Consider the following 16,382-nt stretch of genomic DNA (forward strand, 5'->3'; position numbering starts at 1 on the left):
GGGAGAGACAACTCTTCCGGATGACAACCAGCGAGAAGCGAAAGCTTCATTTGGGTTCCCTCGCCCCCAAATCAAACTAAAAAGGTACAATATGAGTAACTTTACCCCTGCGCAACAGCGCAAAGCCCTGACATTTTTGGTTTTGTTCCACCTAGTGATTATTGCGTCAAGCAATTATCTGGTTCAAATCCCGTTTACCGTATTCGGTTTACATACCACTTGGGGCGCTTTCACTTTCCCATTTATCTTCTTAGCGACTGACTTAACGGTACGTATTTTTGGTGCTGGTCTTGCGCGTAAAATCATTTTTTACGTCATGCTACCTTCACTCGTAGTTTCGTATTTGCTTTCGGTTGTGTTCTACGAAGGTCAGTTCCAAGGTTTTGCACCACTAAGTGAGTTGAACATGTTTGTTGCGCGTATCGCGATTGCAAGTTTCATGGCTTACTTGCTTGGGCAGATTATGGATGTACATGTGTTTAACCGTCTGCGTCAGATGAAGCAGTGGTGGGTAGCACCAACAGCATCAACGCTGTTTGGTAACGCTTTAGATACCATCGCTTTCTTCGGCATTGCATTCTACCAAAGCCCAGATCCATTTATGGCAGAGCACTGGACTGAAATCGCATTGGTTGACTACGGTTTTAAACTCGTGATTAGCCTTGGTTTGTTCGTCCCTATGTATGGTGTATTGCTGAACTACCTGATTGGCAAACTGACGACAGTGAATCCAAACTTTACTGCGATTGATGCTAAAGCTTAATTTGCACTGAACTATAAAGAGAAAGCCCAAAGCGATGCTTTGGGCTTTTTTGTATTTCCTCCCCTTATGAAGGGGAGATTAGGTGGGGTTGTGCTCACATTAGCTAATTTGATAGCGGTGGAGTCACCCCCCACTAACTCCCCCTTGAAAAGGGGGAGAACCATTAATGGTCTTGAGCTGCGCCTGCACCTTTAGGGAAGCGGATAGACTCAACCAAGTCTTGTACTTCAGTTGGTACTTCAGCAGTAAATTTATTCACTACAATAGACACCACGAAGTTCAAACACATACCTAGAGTACCGATACCTTCTGGGCTGATGCCGAAGAACCAGTTGTCAGGTGTACTTGCCGCTGGGTTAATGAACTTGAAGTAGATGATGTATGCCGCAGTGAATGCGATACCCGCAACCATACCCGCGATAGCACCTTCTTTGTTCATCTTCTTGTAGAAAATACCCAAGATGATGGCAGGGAAGAAGGAGGCCGCGGCCAAGCCGAAGGCGAATGCAACTACCTGTGCTACGAAGCCTGGAGGGTTAATACCCAAGTAGCCCGCACCGACGATGGCAATAATTGCAGCGACACGAGCAGCCATCAGTTCCTGTCTATCCGTCATATTTGGCTTGAAGCCTTTCTTCAACAAGTCATGAGAGATAGAAGTTGAGATTACAAGTAGTAGACCAGCTGCGGTTGATAATGCTGCTGCCAAGCCACCTGCTGCTAGTAAACCAACAACCCAGTTAGGCAGTTTTGCTAGTTCAGGAGAAGCCAGTACTATGATGTCGCGGTTGATGTCCATCTCGTTGCGAGCATCGCCAGAGTAGAACATACGACCGTCGCCGTTCTTATCTTCCCATTTTACTAGACCAGTGCTTTGCCAGTTTTTATACCAGCTTGGTGCTTGCTCAGCAGGAACACCTTGCATATCAGGACCGTTAATCGTGTCAATTAGGTTTACGCGAGCAAACGCAGCAACACCCGGTGCAGTAGTATAAAGTAATGAGATAAACAGTAACGCCCAACCCGCAGAGATACGCGCATCACGCACTTTTGGTACAGTGAAGAAGCGAATGATTACGTGTGGCAGACCTGCAGTACCTACCATCAGTGCAGCACAGATGAAGAATACATCCACCATGCTCTTGCTGCCTTCAGTGTACTGAGTAAAGCCCAGTTCTTGCGTTAGACCATCCAGTTTATCGAGTAGATAAACATCCGTTCCTGCAATGGTTGAACCCATACCAATTTGTGGTAGTGGATTACCAGTCATCATGATTGAAGTAAAGATTGCTGGTACAAGGAAGGCGAAAATGAGAACACAGAACTGAGCTACCTGCGTATAAGTGATGCCTTTCATACCACCAAGTACTGCATAGAAGAACACAATCGCCATACCAATAATGATACCAACGTTAATGTCTACTTCTAGGAAGCGAGAGAACACTACGCCTACACCACGCATTTGGCCTGCAACGTAAGTAAACGAAATGAAGATCGCACAGAATACCGCAACCATACGAGCTGTTTTCGAGTAGTAACGTTCACCAATGAAATCTGGAACAGTGAACTGACCAAACTTACGAAGGTAAGGTGCTAAACATAGAGCCAATAGAACGTAGCCGCCTGTCCAACCCATTAGGTAAACCGTACCATCGTAGCCGATGAACGAAATGATACCTGCCATTGAGATGAAAGATGCTGCTGACATCCAGTCTGCTGCTGTAGCCATACCGTTGGCAACTGGGTGTACACCACCGCCCGCGACATAGAATTCACTGGTTGATCCTGCACGAGCCCAAATCGCAATACCGATATAGAGAGCAAATGACAAACCAACGAGAATAAACGTCCAAGTTTGAATATCCATTTCTAAAACCTCTTAGTCTTCGTGCACGTTATATTTCTTGTCGAGCGAGTTCATTCGCGCAACGTAAATAAAGATTAAAGCGACGAAGGTGTAGATTGAGCCCTGTTGTGCAAACCAGAATCCAAGCTTAAAGCCGCCTAAATGAATGCTGTTTAGCGCGTCAACGAATAAAACGCCTGCGCCATAAGATACTAAGAACCACACTGCGAGCAGTGACCCCATAATCCCCAAGTTTTCTTTCCAGTAGGCTTGAGCATGTTCTGTAGATTCGAACGCCATGGCCTTCTCCTTCCTGTTAGATGTTGTGTTAACGTAATGTTACGATTTATACATTAGCAGTGTTAAAGCAAGAGATCTGTGCAACTTTAGTCTGTGGTCTTTACTTTGTAATTTGTTGTAATTTAAGTAAATAACCTGTGTGTGGTTGGTTTTTGAATGTTAATTAACTGTTAAATTAGCCGAAAGTATAAGGACGTTGAGATAAAAATCGAAAATTAAGCTTGTGAATAACCGTCATTTACTCGTCATTGATAGCTTCTAAGCTCAAAGCAGTTAACGTTGCAATTATTTACACAGACTTTTCTGACGTAGGTAAGAAAAATGTGCACAATGGAGAACATAATAAACTTGTATTTATAAACAGTTGAGTCGGTTGGGTAGGTGAAAGATTGGATGCGATAACGATAAATAGTTTTTTTCTGGTAGGTGCACTGCTGATTGCTCTGAGTGTGCTGCTCAGCCCTGTATCTTCGAAACTGGGTATACCTATTCTATTGGTGTTTCTTGTTGTTGGTATGCTGGCTGGAGAAGACGGTCCCGGAGGAATACAGTTTGATAATTATCCGTTAGCGTATCTTGTCAGCAACTTAGCTTTAGCCATTATTTTGCTCGATGGTGGTATGAGAACTCGAGTCGCCAGCTTTAAAGTGGCATTTTGGCCATCTGTTTCGTTAGCAACCTTCGGTGTCGCTTTGACGACCATCATCACCGGCGCTTTGGCGACTTGGCTGTTTGATTTATCGCTGATGCAGGGCATCCTAGTGGGCGCGATTGTGGGCTCTACAGATGCGGCCGCAGTATTCTCGTTACTTAAAGGACGAAGTCTCAACGAGCGTGTCGGATCGACGTTAGAAATTGAATCGGGTACCAACGACCCAATGGCGGTATTTTTAACCGTTACTATGATTGCGATTTTGGGCAGTGCTAGTGGCGATTTCAGCATCAATTTCCTAATGCTTAACTTCCTCCAACAGTTTGGCGTTGGAGCTTTATTGGGGTTATCCGGAGGTTGGTTACTTTGGAAAATCATCAACCGTAGTCAGCTTCCAGAAGGGCTCTATTCCATCTTGACTGTCAGTGGCGGTCTGATAATTTTTGCTTTGGCTAACGCTTTAGGCGGAAGCGGAATTTTGTCTATCTATTTGGTGGGCCTGCTACTTGGCAATCGACCAACTCGTTGTCGTCACTCTATTTTAAACGTATTGGATGGTATGACTTGGCTGGCGCAAATTGGTATGTTCCTGGTACTTGGTATGCTAGTGACGCCAACAAACTTGTTAACCATTGCATTACCGGGGCTCGCACTAGCGTTTGGTATGATCTTGTTTGCTCGACCTATTTCAGTATGGATAAGTTTGCTACCGTTTAAGAGTTTCACACCAAGAGAGAAATGGTTCATTTCATGGGTCGGTTTGCGCGGTGCAGTACCGATTATTCTCGCGGTATTCCCTATGATGGCTGGTTTGCCAGATTCGCAGCTCTATTTCAATTTGGCATTCTTCGTGGTGATGGTGTCTCTGATTGTTCAAGGTGGCTCTTTAACCAAGGCAATGAGTCTGGCAAAAGTTGAGCTGCCATCGAAACCTGAGCCAATTTCTCGTTCTGGATTGGAAGTATTCCCCACCAGTGAATGGGAGCTGTTTATTTATCAGCTGCAACAAGAGAAATGGTGTATCGGCGAGCCGATTCGTAACCTGTTTATGCCGGAAGGGACTCGTATTGCAGCGCTGTTTCGCGAAAAAACTTTACTGCATCCGTCAGGAAGCACGCGTTTAGAAGCGGGAGATATTCTCTGTGTTGTCGCTCAAGAAAAGGATTTGGCGGCACTGAGTCAATTGTTTAGTGAAGCTCCTGTGAAAGAGTCGCTTGCTCGCTTCTTTGGTGATTTCTTCCTCGATGTAGAATCGAAGCTGGTGGATATCGCGATGATTTACGGTCTGGATTTAGGCCCATTCCGTACCGATATGACGTTAAAAGACTTAGTCACGGAACATTTGGGCGCGACACCAGTATTAGGTGACCATTTCGAATGGTACGGTTTGCATTGGGTGGTTGCAGATGTCGTTGACTGGCAAGTGACGAAAGTAGGTCTACGTTTGCCAGCCGAAGAGGATGTGGTTGAATCAAGCGAAAGCGCTTAGCTGTTTAGCTCTTTCAATAAAATAACTGCCTGAGTTCTACTTTTTACTCCAAGTTTTCGGAAGATCGCTGTCATGTGTGCTTTGATGGTGGCTTCCGAAACGTTCAACTCATAAGCGATTTGCTTGTTCAGCAAACCATCAGAAAGCATACCCAGCACTTTATATTGCTGAGGTGTTAACGTTGCTATTTTACCTGCCAAATCGTCACACGCTTCGTTGTTGGTAATTAGACCTTCAGGGAAGTAGGGTTCACCATTAAGAACTTGATTTAAAGCGCTGATCAGCGCGCGCATGTCACTGGATTTAGGAATAAATCCGAAAGCACCATGGCTCTTCACCTGTGATACAACAGACGCTTCTTCACTGGCCGATATCACCACAATCGGCAAATCTGGGTATTCAGCTCGTAACTGAATCAGACCGGACATGCCATTGGCACCTGGCATTTTTAAGTCCAGCAGCAACAGATCAGGTTCAGGATCTTTTTCGAGAAGATTAAGCAAAGCATCTAAAGAGTCTGCTTCAAGTAAGTTCGCACCGCTTATCGCCATATGGACGGATTGAAACAATGCGTTTCGAAATAGGGGGTGATCATCCGCTATGATGATGGTGTAGGTCGAATCCATGACGTTAAGCACTTTTAACAATTACGTTAAATAAATTATTGTCTGCTTTAACGTTTGGAACAATGTCCACAGACTAAAAGTCTGAACTATATCCAGTTTTTATCTGCATGAAGATGAATACTACAACGAGGTTTGATGTATCGGACCAAACCTTGTTGTATAAGGAGATGAAAAATTAGATCTGATGGTCCTTTAGGTGCTGTAAAAAGCGATCTGCTTGCATAAATCCGGTAATTCGAGCAGTGGGTACTCTTTCACCTTGCTTGTTCCAAAATTCGATAGTGGGCAGGCCTAGAACGTCCATTTGATTCAGTAATTCGATATCTTGTTGCTGATTACGCGTCACGTCTGCTTGCAGTAACACAACATCCTTTAATTTCTGCTCCACTTCTGGCTGGTGGAAGGTGTATTTTTCGAACTCTTTACACGCCACGCACCAATCGGCGTAGAAATCCAACATAACGGATTTCCCAGCCAGCTTCGCTTGTTCTAGTTCAGCGTTAAGTTCATTGATATTCGCGATACGTTTGAAACTGATGGTTGATTGCTGCTCTATTTGAGTATTGCCGTTAAACCAGTAATTGAGAGCCGGTTGCGCTGAAGCGAGCAAACCGAGAATGGCAATAATGCCCAATGTACTCTGTTTCCAACCGCCAAAAGGTAGACTGTTTTTGACATGATAAAGCCATGAAAATGCAGCAAAGCCCAACACTGACCAAAGCGCCGTCGACCATATTTCAGGGAGAAGACGTTCAAGTAAAAAAATAGGTGCAGCAAGAAGAATGAAACCGAAGGCGGTTTTTACTTTATCCATCCAAGCACCTGCTTTCGGCAAGAAACGGTTGCCAAAAATGGCGACCAAAATCAGTGGGATACCCATCCCAATCGCCAATGCGTAAAGCGCAATGCCACCAGTCAGCAGATCGCCACTTTGCGCTACGTACAACAGAGCACCAGAAAGCGGGGCGGTGGTACATGGCGAGCACACTAAGCCAGAAATCGCACCCATGGCAAAAACGCCGGCTAAGCTACCACCTTGCTGTTGATTGCTTAAGTTATTGAGCCAAGTTTGTACTGAGCTTGGCAGTTGTAAGGTGTATACACCAAACATAGATAGAGCAAGCAATACAAACAGCGTACTCAAACCAATCAGCACAGAAGGGTGCTGAAGAGCGGCTTGGAACTGCAATCCTGCAGAAGCAACGACTAAACCTAGAAGAGTGTAAGTTAGCGCCATTCCTTGCACGTACACCACGCATAATAGCAAAGCGCGCTTATGACTAAGCTGTCCATTGCCTAAAACGATACTGGTCAAAATTGGATACATAGGCAATACACACGGTGTAAAAGCCAAGCCAATGCCTAATGCCAAAAAGAGTAGTGGTGTCCACCAGCTTTGGCTCAGTTTACTTGCCAGTGTGTCTTGTTCAGAAACAGGTGCTTTGTTAGTGGTCGTTTGTGAATTGGCGGACGTGTATACCCCTAGGCTGACATTATCGAGAGCCGAATTTATCGGTTGTGAAAAATTGAATTTGCTAACTTCCACTACTTGGGTTTCTGGTGGGTAGCAGAAACCGGCTTTGGCACATCCTTGATATTGAACAATGATTCGCGCACCCAACTGATAATCACTGAGAGGTAAGTTAATCGAAAGTGGAGTCGTGTAAATGGTGACATCACCGAAAAACTCGTCATGGTAAGGTTCACCATCAATCAGTTGATATTCGCCTAAAGTGACGTTTTCTGCAGTAATAGTGATGCGATCTTGATAGAGGTAATACCCTGCTTTCACTTGCCAATCGAGGAACAGATTACTTCCCTGCTGAAAGGCGCTAAATGGAAAGGCTTGATCAACTGGTACAAACTTATTTCCATTGTTTACCGATAAAGTGCTGTTGTTGCCAAAAATAGCAAACGCAGAGTGGCTGAAAGCAGACAGGGTAAATAGCAACAAAAATAGAATTTTACGCATCATCTAAACAATATTCTGGTTGATTGAAGAACACATAGTAACTCAATCAGACCGAGATGAGAGGTAATAAGTTTCATCCAGATATAACAAAACCTGCGAAACTCACACAACTAAGGTTGTTGAATCTCGCAGGTCTCTCTTATGGATGGTTCTGATACGAATAGTTCTGAACTAGATGAACAACCCGCCAAATAGGAAGCCAAAAGTTACTGCCGAAGCAATCGTCGCCACACCTGGAATGAAGAATGGGTGGTTGAAGACATATTTACCAATGCGCGTTGAGCCTGTGTCATCCATTTCCACTGCAGCAAGCAGAGTTGGATAGGTTGGCAGTACAAACAGAGCACTTACTGCTGCGAAAGAAGCCACCGCAGTTAGAGGTGCAACACCAATCGCAAGTGCCGCAGGCATTAGTGCAACAGTCGTTGCACCTTGTGAGTAAAGCAGCATAGAGGCAAAGAATAATACGATAGCGAGCATCCAAGGATTATTTGCCAATAGTGCACCCGCGACATCTTTGATGTCTGCAACGTGTGCGTTGACAAAGGTAGAACCCAGCCAAGCCACACCAAGAACACACACACAAGCTGTCATGCCTGAACGGAATGTTGGTGCGCTAGAGATTTTCGCAGCATCGATTTTAGTCACAAATACGATCAATGCCGCTGCTGCTAACATCACTGTCATAATGGCTTCGTTACGACCCAACGCAGGGTTCTCAATCAAACCTACAGATTTAGAGATAGCGGCTGCATAGCAAACAACGAAACCGATAGCGGCAAGGAAAATGTAAGTTGCTGTTTTTGCAGTCGGTAGAATCTTGCGTTGCTGTTTATCAGCAAGCTTGATTAAGCCCTTCTCTAAACGATCTTGATAAACAGGATCGTTTTTCAGCTCGCCGCCCATAAAGTTCGCAACTAACGCTCCCACCATACAGGCTGCAAACGTTGTTGGAATACACACAGCGAGAAGCGTCAGGTAATCAACTCCGAATGGTGCCAGCATGGCTGCAAACGCCACAACCGCCGCCGAAATAGGAGACGCTGTGATAGCAATTTGCGAAGCAACTACCGCAATTGAAAGAGGACGTGAAGGACGTACACCTTGTCCTTTTGCTACTTCAGCAATAACCGGAAGCGTAGAAAATGCTGTATGTCCGGTGCCTGCCATCAAGGTCATGATGAAAGTAACAATTGGAGCGTAGAAAGTGATGCGTTGTGGATTCTTACGCAGGAAGTTTTCTGCGATTTGAACTAACCAATCCATACCACCTGCCACTTGCATTGCAGCAATTGCTGTGATCACTGACATGATGATAAGAATAACGTCAACAGGGACATATGCTTGGCTTGTCGGTACACCAAGGCCTAGTGAGAGCGCAATTACACCTGCACCACCTGCTAAGCCAATACCGATGCCGCCAATGCGAGCACCCAAGAAAATGAAGAGAAGAACAACTAATAGCTCGACCCAAACCATAGTGATACCTCGTTTAGTAAATGAAATAATATTGGTTTGCAGTCCGTTGCAATTGTTATTTATGCGCTGCTTTTTGCAGCTTTTTTTAAAAGAAAAGGCTCCTTACAGAGCCTTTTCGCTGAATCTATTATTCGTAGCGCTTCGCTTTATACTGTGGGCGCATCAGGTTTTCAACAGAGAAGATGTCATCTAGCTCCTCTTCTGTTAGTAATCCGCGATCGAGTACAACTTCTCGGACGCTTTTCCCAGTTTCAGCGCAGATTTTTCCTACAATGTCACCTTCATGGTGACCAATATATGGGTTCAGATAAGTCACAATGCCGATAGAGTTAAACACGTAGTTTTCACATACTTCTTTGTTAACGGTAATACCATCAATACATTTGTCGCGAAGGTTTACACACGCATTTGACAGCAGTGAGATTGATTCAAACATGGCTTGTGCAATCACAGGCTCCATTACGTTTAGCTGTAACTGGCCGCCTTCTGCTGCAAAAGAGACAGTGTTGTCGTTACCTAGAACTTTAAAGCAGACTTGGTTTACAACTTCAGGAACCACAGGGTTAACTTTGGCCGGCATAATTGAAGAGCCTGCTTGAAGTTCTGGTAGGTTCAACTCGTTTAAACCTGCGCGAGGGCCAGAAGAGAGCAGACGTAAATCGTTACAAATCTTCGATAGCTTCACTGCTAGGCGTTTTAGAGCACCGTGAGTCATTACGTATGCCCCACAGTCGGATGTTGCTTCGATAAGGTCTTCAGCAGGTACGACACTTAAGCCAGTTACTTCTGCCAGGTGTTTTACTGCTAACGCTTGATAACCTGGCGCTGCGTTTAAGCCAGTGCCAATTGCGGTTGCGCCAAGGTTGATTTCAAGCAATAGCTTAGAGGTGTATTCAAGAGCACGAATCTCTTCGTTCAATGTTACAGCCCAAGCGTGGAATTCTTGTCCTACCGTCATAGGTACAGCGTCTTGCAGTTGGGTACGACCCATCTTAATGACGGTGTTGAATTCTTGGCTCTTAAGCTCAAACGCACCTTTCAAGTATTCGATAGCTTCAATCAGTTTTAGTACGCTGTTGTATACAGAAATGCGGAAGCCGGTTGGGTATGCGCAGTTGGTCGATTGACTGCGGTTTACATGGTCGTTCGGGTTAATAAATTGGTATTGGCCTTTTTCTTTACCCATTAACTCTAGCGCTAAATTGGCAATCACTTCGTTGGTATTCATATTCACTGAAGTACCAGCGCCGCCTTGGAATACATCTGTCGGGAATTGATCCATGCACTTACCTGTTTCAAGGATCACATCACACGCTTGAATGATGTAGTTAGCGACATCTTTTGGAATAACCGCTAACTCTTTGTTGGCGAGAGCAGCCGCTTTTTTAGTCATTACCATGCCACGAATAAACTCAGGGATATCCGATATCGTTGCGCTGGAGATGTTGAAGTTTTCGATTGCTCGAAGGGTATGGATACCGTAGTAGGCATCCGCAGGGACGTGACGTTGGCCTAGTAGATCTTCTTCAATACGATTGGCTGATTGAGCTGTATGTTGAGCTTCATAAAGAGTAGCCATATTTTGGATCCTTAGAGAATAATTCTATTGATAATAGTTACAGTGAGCCGTATCTGTATTAAGAATCCATTCATCAGAATAATTGGCTAAAAAACCGTCCTGATATGGCTGTGTATCATACTGGAGTTGGAATTTAAAAACAGGAGGTTTGTCACCTTTTATGTCAGATAAAACCGAGCTTATGGTGAGTTCGATTCTAAAATGCTCAAAGTCTCTTTGCCGTGGATGGAAATGCAATTTCGTCCTTTGCGTTTCGAGCGGTACATTGCCTGATCTGCGTTAGTAAAAGTTTGGTTTGCATCCGATGTTACTTCTGCTAAACCCACACTGATGGTGACATCATAAAGTGTCCAGTTACTGATATCAGTAGAGACACGCTGCATAAGTGTTTTCGCTTGCTCAATGTCCGCATGTTGAATCAAAACGGCAAATTCATCTCCGCCGATGCGAGCAATGAAATCTGTATCGCGTAATACAGTGCGCAATTGATTGGCGATATACAAAATCACTTCATCACCAACTGTGTGGCCAAAGGTATCGTTAATTTTTTTAAAGCAATCAATATCAACCACTGCGAGGCAAAAAGGTGGATGATCAGTGTAGCGTTGTTTTAAGCGACATTGATATTGAAGGTTTTGGTCAAATTTCTTCTTGTTCCACAAAGAGGTTGCAGGGTCTCGTTCAGTGCGCTCTTTTAGAGTAATGATGGTATTGTGATGTTCTGAAATGTCGGTAAAGGAATAGACATAGTATTGAATGTTTCTCAGCTTACCAGTAATCGCGTGGATTTCAGTTTGGCAAATCACTTCCTTATTATCTGTGGTGTGTAATGGGAAATGCCCTTGCCAGTTACCACGAATGGAAAGCTGCCTTTGAATCAGATTTTGTTTCGTTTTCGATGGGAGAAAATCAGCTATGTTACCGCCCAGCAGTAAGCTTAGGTCGCTGTTGACTAAGTGACAGAAGCTGGTATTCACTCTGAGTATCTTCATATTCTTATCAGTGACGACGACCGCCATGCTGTTTTCTATCGCGTATTCCGCATAGGTTTGATCCGTTTTTATTCGTCGATAGGCGTCCATAAACATGGATGCAATGACGGAGAATATACCCAAACCTAGCCAGATAATGACGGCTTCGATTTTAAGTTGTGTTTTTCTATCTGAAAGCAGCTCCGTAATCGTTGAGTTAGGGTACATAGTCAGCATGGTCAAAGTATTCTCCGAACCAAACAGCTGGCTACTAAATCGCTGATATACATACAAACCGTCATCAGTCTGCACACTATTCCCCGCACTCTGATTTTGCTGGATAGCACTCCATAGTTCAGTGTTATCTGTAGCCAAATTGCTATTGGAACGATCTTGGATCAGATCACCGAATAGTTTGCTCCTGTCGCTGCTGATAATGTAATAGCCATTCTTATCGATGAAGTCGACATTGATGTTATGGGTATTGGTCGTGATTTGCTCGATGATGGTCAAGACATCGAGATTGGCAATGAAGTATCCTTGTCTTACCGAATTTGCGACGATGGGGTAAATGATTCTATAACCAGGTTTATAAGGCATGATGGGTTTATCATTTTCAATTTCCAAATCAATGCCGTAGTGACCTAGTTCCCCATTCGCTAGCCTTTGGGCATAAAGGAAATAGTCTCGATTACTTTTGTTTTGCAGAAGATCATTGGGCACAATGTAGGGATGTGCCATGTTTGGCATATAATCAACCCTAATAACTTCGTAACCTCGGTTATCAATAAAACGTAATTGGTAGAACAACGTTGAGTTAAATGCCGTTAGATACCATTGGCTTTCAAGATAGTGTCTAAATTGAGAATCGCGATTAATGGCAAAGTCATGGAGTAATGTTGAATGACTCAACTCATAGAAGGTTTGCTGTATCTGTGAGTCCGTACGGCGCGCTTTGGAGTCAACATAAGCAAGAAACTGCAACCCTTGAGCTTCTAGGCGAGAAATATAAAACTGATGGGCTTTATTGGTTAAGTGGAAATAATAGGCGAGCGGAATCAGTGACAACACAAGCCACAACACAATACCGATTTTGATAGTGTTGGCAATTCCCTTCATGATTTAAGTACTGGCTGAAAATATACTTAAAAGGTAGTTGAGCCTAAGGCGCTTTTCCATTGCACTGGTGAATTGTTGGCGCTAAGGTGTAGCAAAATAAGGAGGAGCCGTGTTTCCGATTTTACTATTTCTATTTATTGCCGTGCCTATCATCGAAATTGGCTTGTTTATTCAAGTCGGTGGCATGTTGGGCTTATGGCCGACTATTGCTCTAGTTTTGATAACCGCATTTGTTGGCGCTTCTCTGGTTAGAAGCCAAGGTTTACAAACCTTGCTGACAGTTCAACAGCGTATGCAGCGTGGCGAAATGCCTGCGCAACAAATTGTTGAAGGTGTGATGCTCGCAGTTGCAGGCGTTTTACTGTTAACACCAGGCTTTATGACTGACGCAATGGGTATGGTTGTGTTATTACCAGTACCACGAGCCATGATTGCTAAATATCTGATGAGCAAAGTGGTGGTATCAAATATGTCTGGCGGTTTTCATTCAAGTCATTTTGAGCATGATCCATTCCGCTCTCATGATTCTCATCAGGGAAATACCTTTGATGGTGAATATGAGAAAAAAGCCGATGACGACCAAGACTCAAATCATCGTCTTCATTAAGGCTTTGCTAGCTAAGACCGATTGGGAAAACGCATTGCTGCACCGATACTTAATCTGAACATATTTTTACCTAGAATGGTGTAATCAAGAATAACCTAATAATAAAAAAGCTCTGGTGTTCGCCAGAGCTTTTTTGATCCATCGGTTTGATTTAGCAAGACTATAACGCGCCTTCAAATCCCATTTGTCGCCATGCTTCAAAAGCAATGATAGCAACGGCATTAGATAGGTTGAGACTACGAGCATCGGGCATCATTGGAATTCGGATGCGCTGTGCCATCGGTAAGCTCTCAATAATCTCGGCTGGAAGCCCGCGAGTTTCAGGACCGAACAGCAGAACGTCGCCTTTATGGAAGTTGGCATCAACATGATGACCCGTAGTTTTAGTGGTACAGGCGAAGATGCGAAATTCGCCTCGCTCAGTAAGGTAGTTGAGGAATGCTTGATAGTCTTTATGGCGAGTCACTCGCGCTAGGTCGTGATAATCCAAACCTGCACGACGAACTTTTTTCTCTTCCAAATCGAAACCAAGAGGCTCAATTAAATGAAGGTTTGCACCACAGTTTGCGGATAAACGAATAATGTTTCCTGTGTTGGGGGCGATTTCTGGCTCGTACAGGGCAATATCAAACATGACAATTCACTTCCTTACTAAATTTAAGGGGCGAGTATAAATCCCTCACCCCTTAAATCACAAGTTATAGAAATGGCAGATCAGATTGGTAAAGTGAACTGAACTTTTAAGCCATTTAACGGGCTGCGGCTCGCTTCAATCACACCACTGTGTTGGCGGATTGCACTTTCGGTGATGGCTAACCCCAAGCCTGTACCGCCGCTGTGTCGATCCCGTGCGGTAGAGACACGATAAAACGGGCGGAAGATTTGTGTGAGTTCGTCATCAGGTACGCCATCACCGTTATCTTCTACTGATACGGTAACATGGTGTTCTGTGGTCGAAAAACGCACCACTATAGTGTCTTTACCGTAATGAATTGCATTGCGAACGATGTTTTCCAAAGCGCTCATCAATAGCTTTGGATTACCAGAAATACTGACATTCGGTATTGCGTCGAATTTGAGTGTTTTATTCATTTGCTCGGCTTCAAACTGAGCATCACTAAGCAGCTCTTCCCAAAGGCTGCGCAACGGTTGTTCTTCACGACTCAGATGACTGTTGGTCTGCATTCTCGACAGTTCAAGTAATTCTCCAATCATTTGTTCTAAGCGCTGGGCTTCCGTATCAATCCGCTCAAGCTCGCTACTGGTGCCTTGTTTACGAGTTGCTAGTGCGTTTGCCATGCGTAACCGAGTCAGAGGCGAGCGCAGCTCATGGGATATATCTGACAGTAACCGCTGCTGACCGGAAATCATCTGGTTTACTGCTTCCACCATCTGGTTAAAGCTACGGCCAGCCTGACGAAACTCCATGGTTCCTTTTTCAAGATCGGGGTCAGCTTCAAACTGCCCACGTGCCACACGCTGAGCAGCCAGAGCCAAACGCTGAGCCGGTTTACTCAGTGCCCAAGCGAGCCACAATAAAAGTGGAGTACTGACTAACATGACCGCTAATAACAGTTGTATCGGTTTATCAAACAACTGAAGTAAAAATGGCGGCGGCTGATCCCAACGGAAGCCCACGTAGAGGAGTAGATTCTGATGTGCGAAAGTTACGGGGACTGGACCTGCTATCATATAGCGTCCATATAGGCGTTGTTGTGGTTTATCTAATGATTCAATACTGGTCGCAAAGTTTTGCAAAGCTTTGTATTTGAAATCTGGGTGTTCACGAGCGGTAAGCACGTTACCATCTAAGTCTGTGACAAAGAAGCGTGGTCGGGAGTCTTTTTCCTCGTCACGCATCATTGGTCCTTGTCCTCGATTGCCATTACCATTGCCTTCTAGGAACATCAGAATACGGGTAAGGTTGCCTTCTCCTCGGAACCGCTCTTCAAGCATATCTTTTTGCACCACGATGCGTTGGTACATGTCCGATGGTAAGTCGCGAGATTTTCGAGGGTCTAAATGGGGAAGTGCTAATACGGCTAAAAGCACCAGAAACATGGTGAGCCAGAAAATAGCGAAAATCCGCCCATAGAGATTATTGAATGTTGGTAAACGCATTAATCCTCCAACACCATTAGGTAGCCTCGCCCTCGAAGGGTTTTGATTCTTACTTTTCCATCTTCACGTTCAGGCAGTTTTTTTCTTAGGTTGGATACGTGCATGTCAATCGCACGGTCAAAAGCCGCCAGTCTTTTACCCAAGACATCTAGGCTTAGATCTTCTTTAGTGATGGTGTTTCCCGGATTCTGTACAAAGTGCGCTAAAAGCGCGAATTCTGTAGTGGTGAGATCGAGCAACTGACCCTGGCAGTATGCTTCTTGTTTAGCCGGAAATACCTGAATATCTTGGCATTCGATAACATCAGAATGTTTGTTTGAATGCTGCTGAGTGCGACGCAACACGGCGCGAATTCTTGCTAGCAGCTCTCTGTCGCTAAATGGTTTTGGCAGATAATCGTCAGCACCGAGTTCTAAACCGATGACGCGATCAATTTCTTCACCTTTAGCTGTAAGCATAAGAACAGGCGTTTGCCATTTTTCGCGCAATCTCTTTAAGGTTTCCATTCCGTTAAGTTTAGGCATCATGACATCTAATAGAATCAAATCTACGCTGTCATTGACCGCGTGTAGCCCCGCTTCTCCATCATTGGCTTCGGATACGTCAAACCCTTCATAGCTTAATACTTCTTTTAGCAAGCTGGTTAATTCTGTGTCGTCATCAATTAATAGGATGTGTGCCATGGTTACCTCAAAAAATTTACGAACTGCCAATCCATCATTTATTACTAACTGCACTTGATTGTAAATGTAGGATGCTGAATACAGTGTACTGTGAATTGACCATTAGGATCATAGGCAAACTCATCCTTTACGATTATTTACGCTTCTTAAACACTGCTTTACGTACCAAGTCGTA

General features: G+C 44.3%; 13 protein-coding genes. 3 read left to right on the top strand and 10 right to left on the bottom strand.

Annotated features, from left to right (window positions below):
• Window positions 1-91 precede the first annotated feature (91 nt).
• Window positions 92-763: a 7-cyano-7-deazaguanine/7-aminomethyl-7-deazaguanine transporter gene (locus G5S32_RS00840; RefSeq protein ID WP_165310048.1), complete on the top strand. Its 672-nt coding sequence runs from the start codon at window positions 92-94 to the stop codon at window positions 761-763.
• A 163-nt stretch (window positions 764-926) separates the two neighbouring features.
• On the opposite strand, the gene G5S32_RS00845 is transcribed toward G5S32_RS00840, so the two are convergent.
• Window positions 927-2,630 carry a sodium:solute symporter family protein gene (locus G5S32_RS00845; RefSeq protein WP_165310049.1) on the bottom strand — a complete coding sequence of 568 codons (1,704 nt, stop codon included), beginning with the start codon at window positions 2,628-2,630 and terminating at the stop codon, window positions 927-929.
• A 12-nt stretch (window positions 2,631-2,642) separates the two neighbouring features.
• On the bottom strand, window positions 2,643-2,909 hold the full coding sequence (locus G5S32_RS00850) for a DUF4212 domain-containing protein (RefSeq protein ID WP_020329362.1): 267 nt from the start codon (window positions 2,907-2,909) through the stop codon (window positions 2,643-2,645).
• Window positions 2,910-3,298: 389 nt separating this feature from the next.
• Here G5S32_RS00850 and G5S32_RS00855 point away from each other — a divergent pair, with 389 nt between their 5' ends.
• The gene (locus G5S32_RS00855; RefSeq protein ID WP_165310050.1) at window positions 3,299-5,050 is read left to right on the top strand and encodes a potassium/proton antiporter; all 1,752 of its coding nucleotides are present in this window, start codon (window positions 3,299-3,301) and stop codon (window positions 5,048-5,050) included.
• Here the strand turns inward: G5S32_RS00855 and G5S32_RS00860 are convergent.
• The 5 genes from G5S32_RS00860 to G5S32_RS00880 all read right to left on the bottom strand — a co-directional run bounded on the left by G5S32_RS00860 (window position 5,047) and on the right by G5S32_RS00880 (window position 12,796).
• Window positions 5,047-5,676 carry a response regulator gene (locus G5S32_RS00860; protein WP_165310051.1) on the bottom strand — a complete coding sequence of 210 codons (630 nt, stop codon included), beginning with the start codon at window positions 5,674-5,676 and terminating at the stop codon, window positions 5,047-5,049. The two genes, G5S32_RS00855 and G5S32_RS00860, sit on opposite strands and share 4 nt — an antisense overlap.
• Before the next feature lie 175 nt (window positions 5,677-5,851).
• Complete coding sequence (locus G5S32_RS00865) at window positions 5,852-7,648, bottom strand: protein-disulfide reductase DsbD (protein WP_165312690.1); 1,797 nt, start codon at window positions 7,646-7,648, stop codon at window positions 5,852-5,854.
• A 171-nt stretch (window positions 7,649-7,819) separates the two neighbouring features.
• Window positions 7,820-9,127, bottom strand: a complete 1,308-nt coding sequence (locus tag G5S32_RS00870) for an anaerobic C4-dicarboxylate transporter (RefSeq protein ID WP_165310052.1) — start codon at window positions 9,125-9,127, stop codon at window positions 7,820-7,822.
• 127 nt (window positions 9,128-9,254) lie between these two features.
• Window positions 9,255-10,706, bottom strand: a complete 1,452-nt coding sequence (gene aspA, locus G5S32_RS00875) for an aspartate ammonia-lyase (protein WP_165310053.1) — start codon at window positions 10,704-10,706, stop codon at window positions 9,255-9,257.
• A 179-nt stretch (window positions 10,707-10,885) separates the two neighbouring features.
• Window positions 10,886-12,796, bottom strand: a complete 1,911-nt coding sequence (locus G5S32_RS00880; RefSeq protein ID WP_165310054.1) for a sensor domain-containing diguanylate cyclase — start codon at window positions 12,794-12,796, stop codon at window positions 10,886-10,888.
• 109 nt (window positions 12,797-12,905) lie between these two features.
• On the opposite strand from G5S32_RS00880, the gene G5S32_RS00885 reads away from it, so the two are divergent.
• Window positions 12,906-13,403 (top strand): FxsA family protein, encoded by a 498-nt coding sequence (locus tag G5S32_RS00885; protein WP_165310055.1) that lies wholly within the window; start codon window positions 12,906-12,908, stop codon window positions 13,401-13,403.
• 160 nt (window positions 13,404-13,563) lie between these two features.
• Here the strand turns inward: G5S32_RS00885 and G5S32_RS00890 are convergent, their stop codons facing one another.
• The 3 genes from G5S32_RS00890 to G5S32_RS00900 all read right to left on the bottom strand — a co-directional run bounded on the left by G5S32_RS00890 (window position 13,564) and on the right by G5S32_RS00900 (window position 16,207).
• Window positions 13,564-14,037, bottom strand: a complete 474-nt coding sequence (locus tag G5S32_RS00890; protein ID WP_165310056.1) for a tRNA (cytidine(34)-2'-O)-methyltransferase — start codon at window positions 14,035-14,037, stop codon at window positions 13,564-13,566.
• An 80-nt stretch (window positions 14,038-14,117) separates the two neighbouring features.
• Complete coding sequence (gene cpxA / locus G5S32_RS00895; protein ID WP_165310057.1) at window positions 14,118-15,524, bottom strand: envelope stress sensor histidine kinase CpxA; 1,407 nt, start codon at window positions 15,522-15,524, stop codon at window positions 14,118-14,120.
• Entirely contained in the window at window positions 15,524-16,207 is a 684-nt protein-coding gene (locus G5S32_RS00900) for a response regulator (protein ID WP_165310058.1), read from the bottom strand. The genes cpxA and G5S32_RS00900 overlap by 1 nt, the downstream gene beginning before the upstream one ends.
• Window positions 16,208-16,382 lie beyond the last annotated feature (175 nt).

Origin of the sequence: Vibrio ziniensis (assembly GCF_011064285.1) — a bacterium.
Taxonomy (GTDB): Bacteria; Pseudomonadota; Gammaproteobacteria; order Enterobacterales; family Vibrionaceae; genus Vibrio; species Vibrio ziniensis.

What these genes read in the sequence shown, in the direction of transcription:
- aspA (WP_165310053.1), bottom strand. Translation starts at nt 10,706, where the DNA reads ATGGCTACTCTTTATGAAGCTCAACATACAGCTCAATCAGCCAATCGT.
- G5S32_RS00860 (WP_165310051.1), bottom strand. Translation starts at nt 5,676, where the DNA reads ATGGATTCGACCTACACCATCATCATAGCGGATGATCACCCCCTATTT.
- cpxA (WP_165310057.1), bottom strand. Translation starts at nt 15,524, where the DNA reads ATGCGTTTACCAACATTCAATAATCTCTATGGGCGGATTTTCGCTATT.
- G5S32_RS00840 (WP_165310048.1), top strand. Translation starts at nt 92, where the DNA reads ATGAGTAACTTTACCCCTGCGCAACAGCGCAAAGCCCTGACATTTTTG.
- G5S32_RS00865 (WP_165312690.1), bottom strand. Translation starts at nt 7,648, where the DNA reads ATGCGTAAAATTCTATTTTTGTTGCTATTTACCCTGTCTGCTTTCAGC.
- G5S32_RS00870 (WP_165310052.1), bottom strand. Translation starts at nt 9,127, where the DNA reads ATGGTTTGGGTCGAGCTATTAGTTGTTCTTCTCTTCATTTTCTTGGGT.
- G5S32_RS00900 (WP_165310058.1), bottom strand. Translation starts at nt 16,207, where the DNA reads ATGGCACACATCCTATTAATTGATGACGACACAGAATTAACCAGCTTG.
- G5S32_RS00890 (WP_165310056.1), bottom strand. Translation starts at nt 14,037, where the DNA reads ATGTTTGATATTGCCCTGTACGAGCCAGAAATCGCCCCCAACACAGGA.
- G5S32_RS00845 (WP_165310049.1), bottom strand. Translation starts at nt 2,630, where the DNA reads ATGGATATTCAAACTTGGACGTTTATTCTCGTTGGTTTGTCATTTGCT.
- G5S32_RS00850 (WP_020329362.1), bottom strand. Translation starts at nt 2,909, where the DNA reads ATGGCGTTCGAATCTACAGAACATGCTCAAGCCTACTGGAAAGAAAAC.
- G5S32_RS00880 (WP_165310054.1), bottom strand. Translation starts at nt 12,796, where the DNA reads ATGAAGGGAATTGCCAACACTATCAAAATCGGTATTGTGTTGTGGCTT.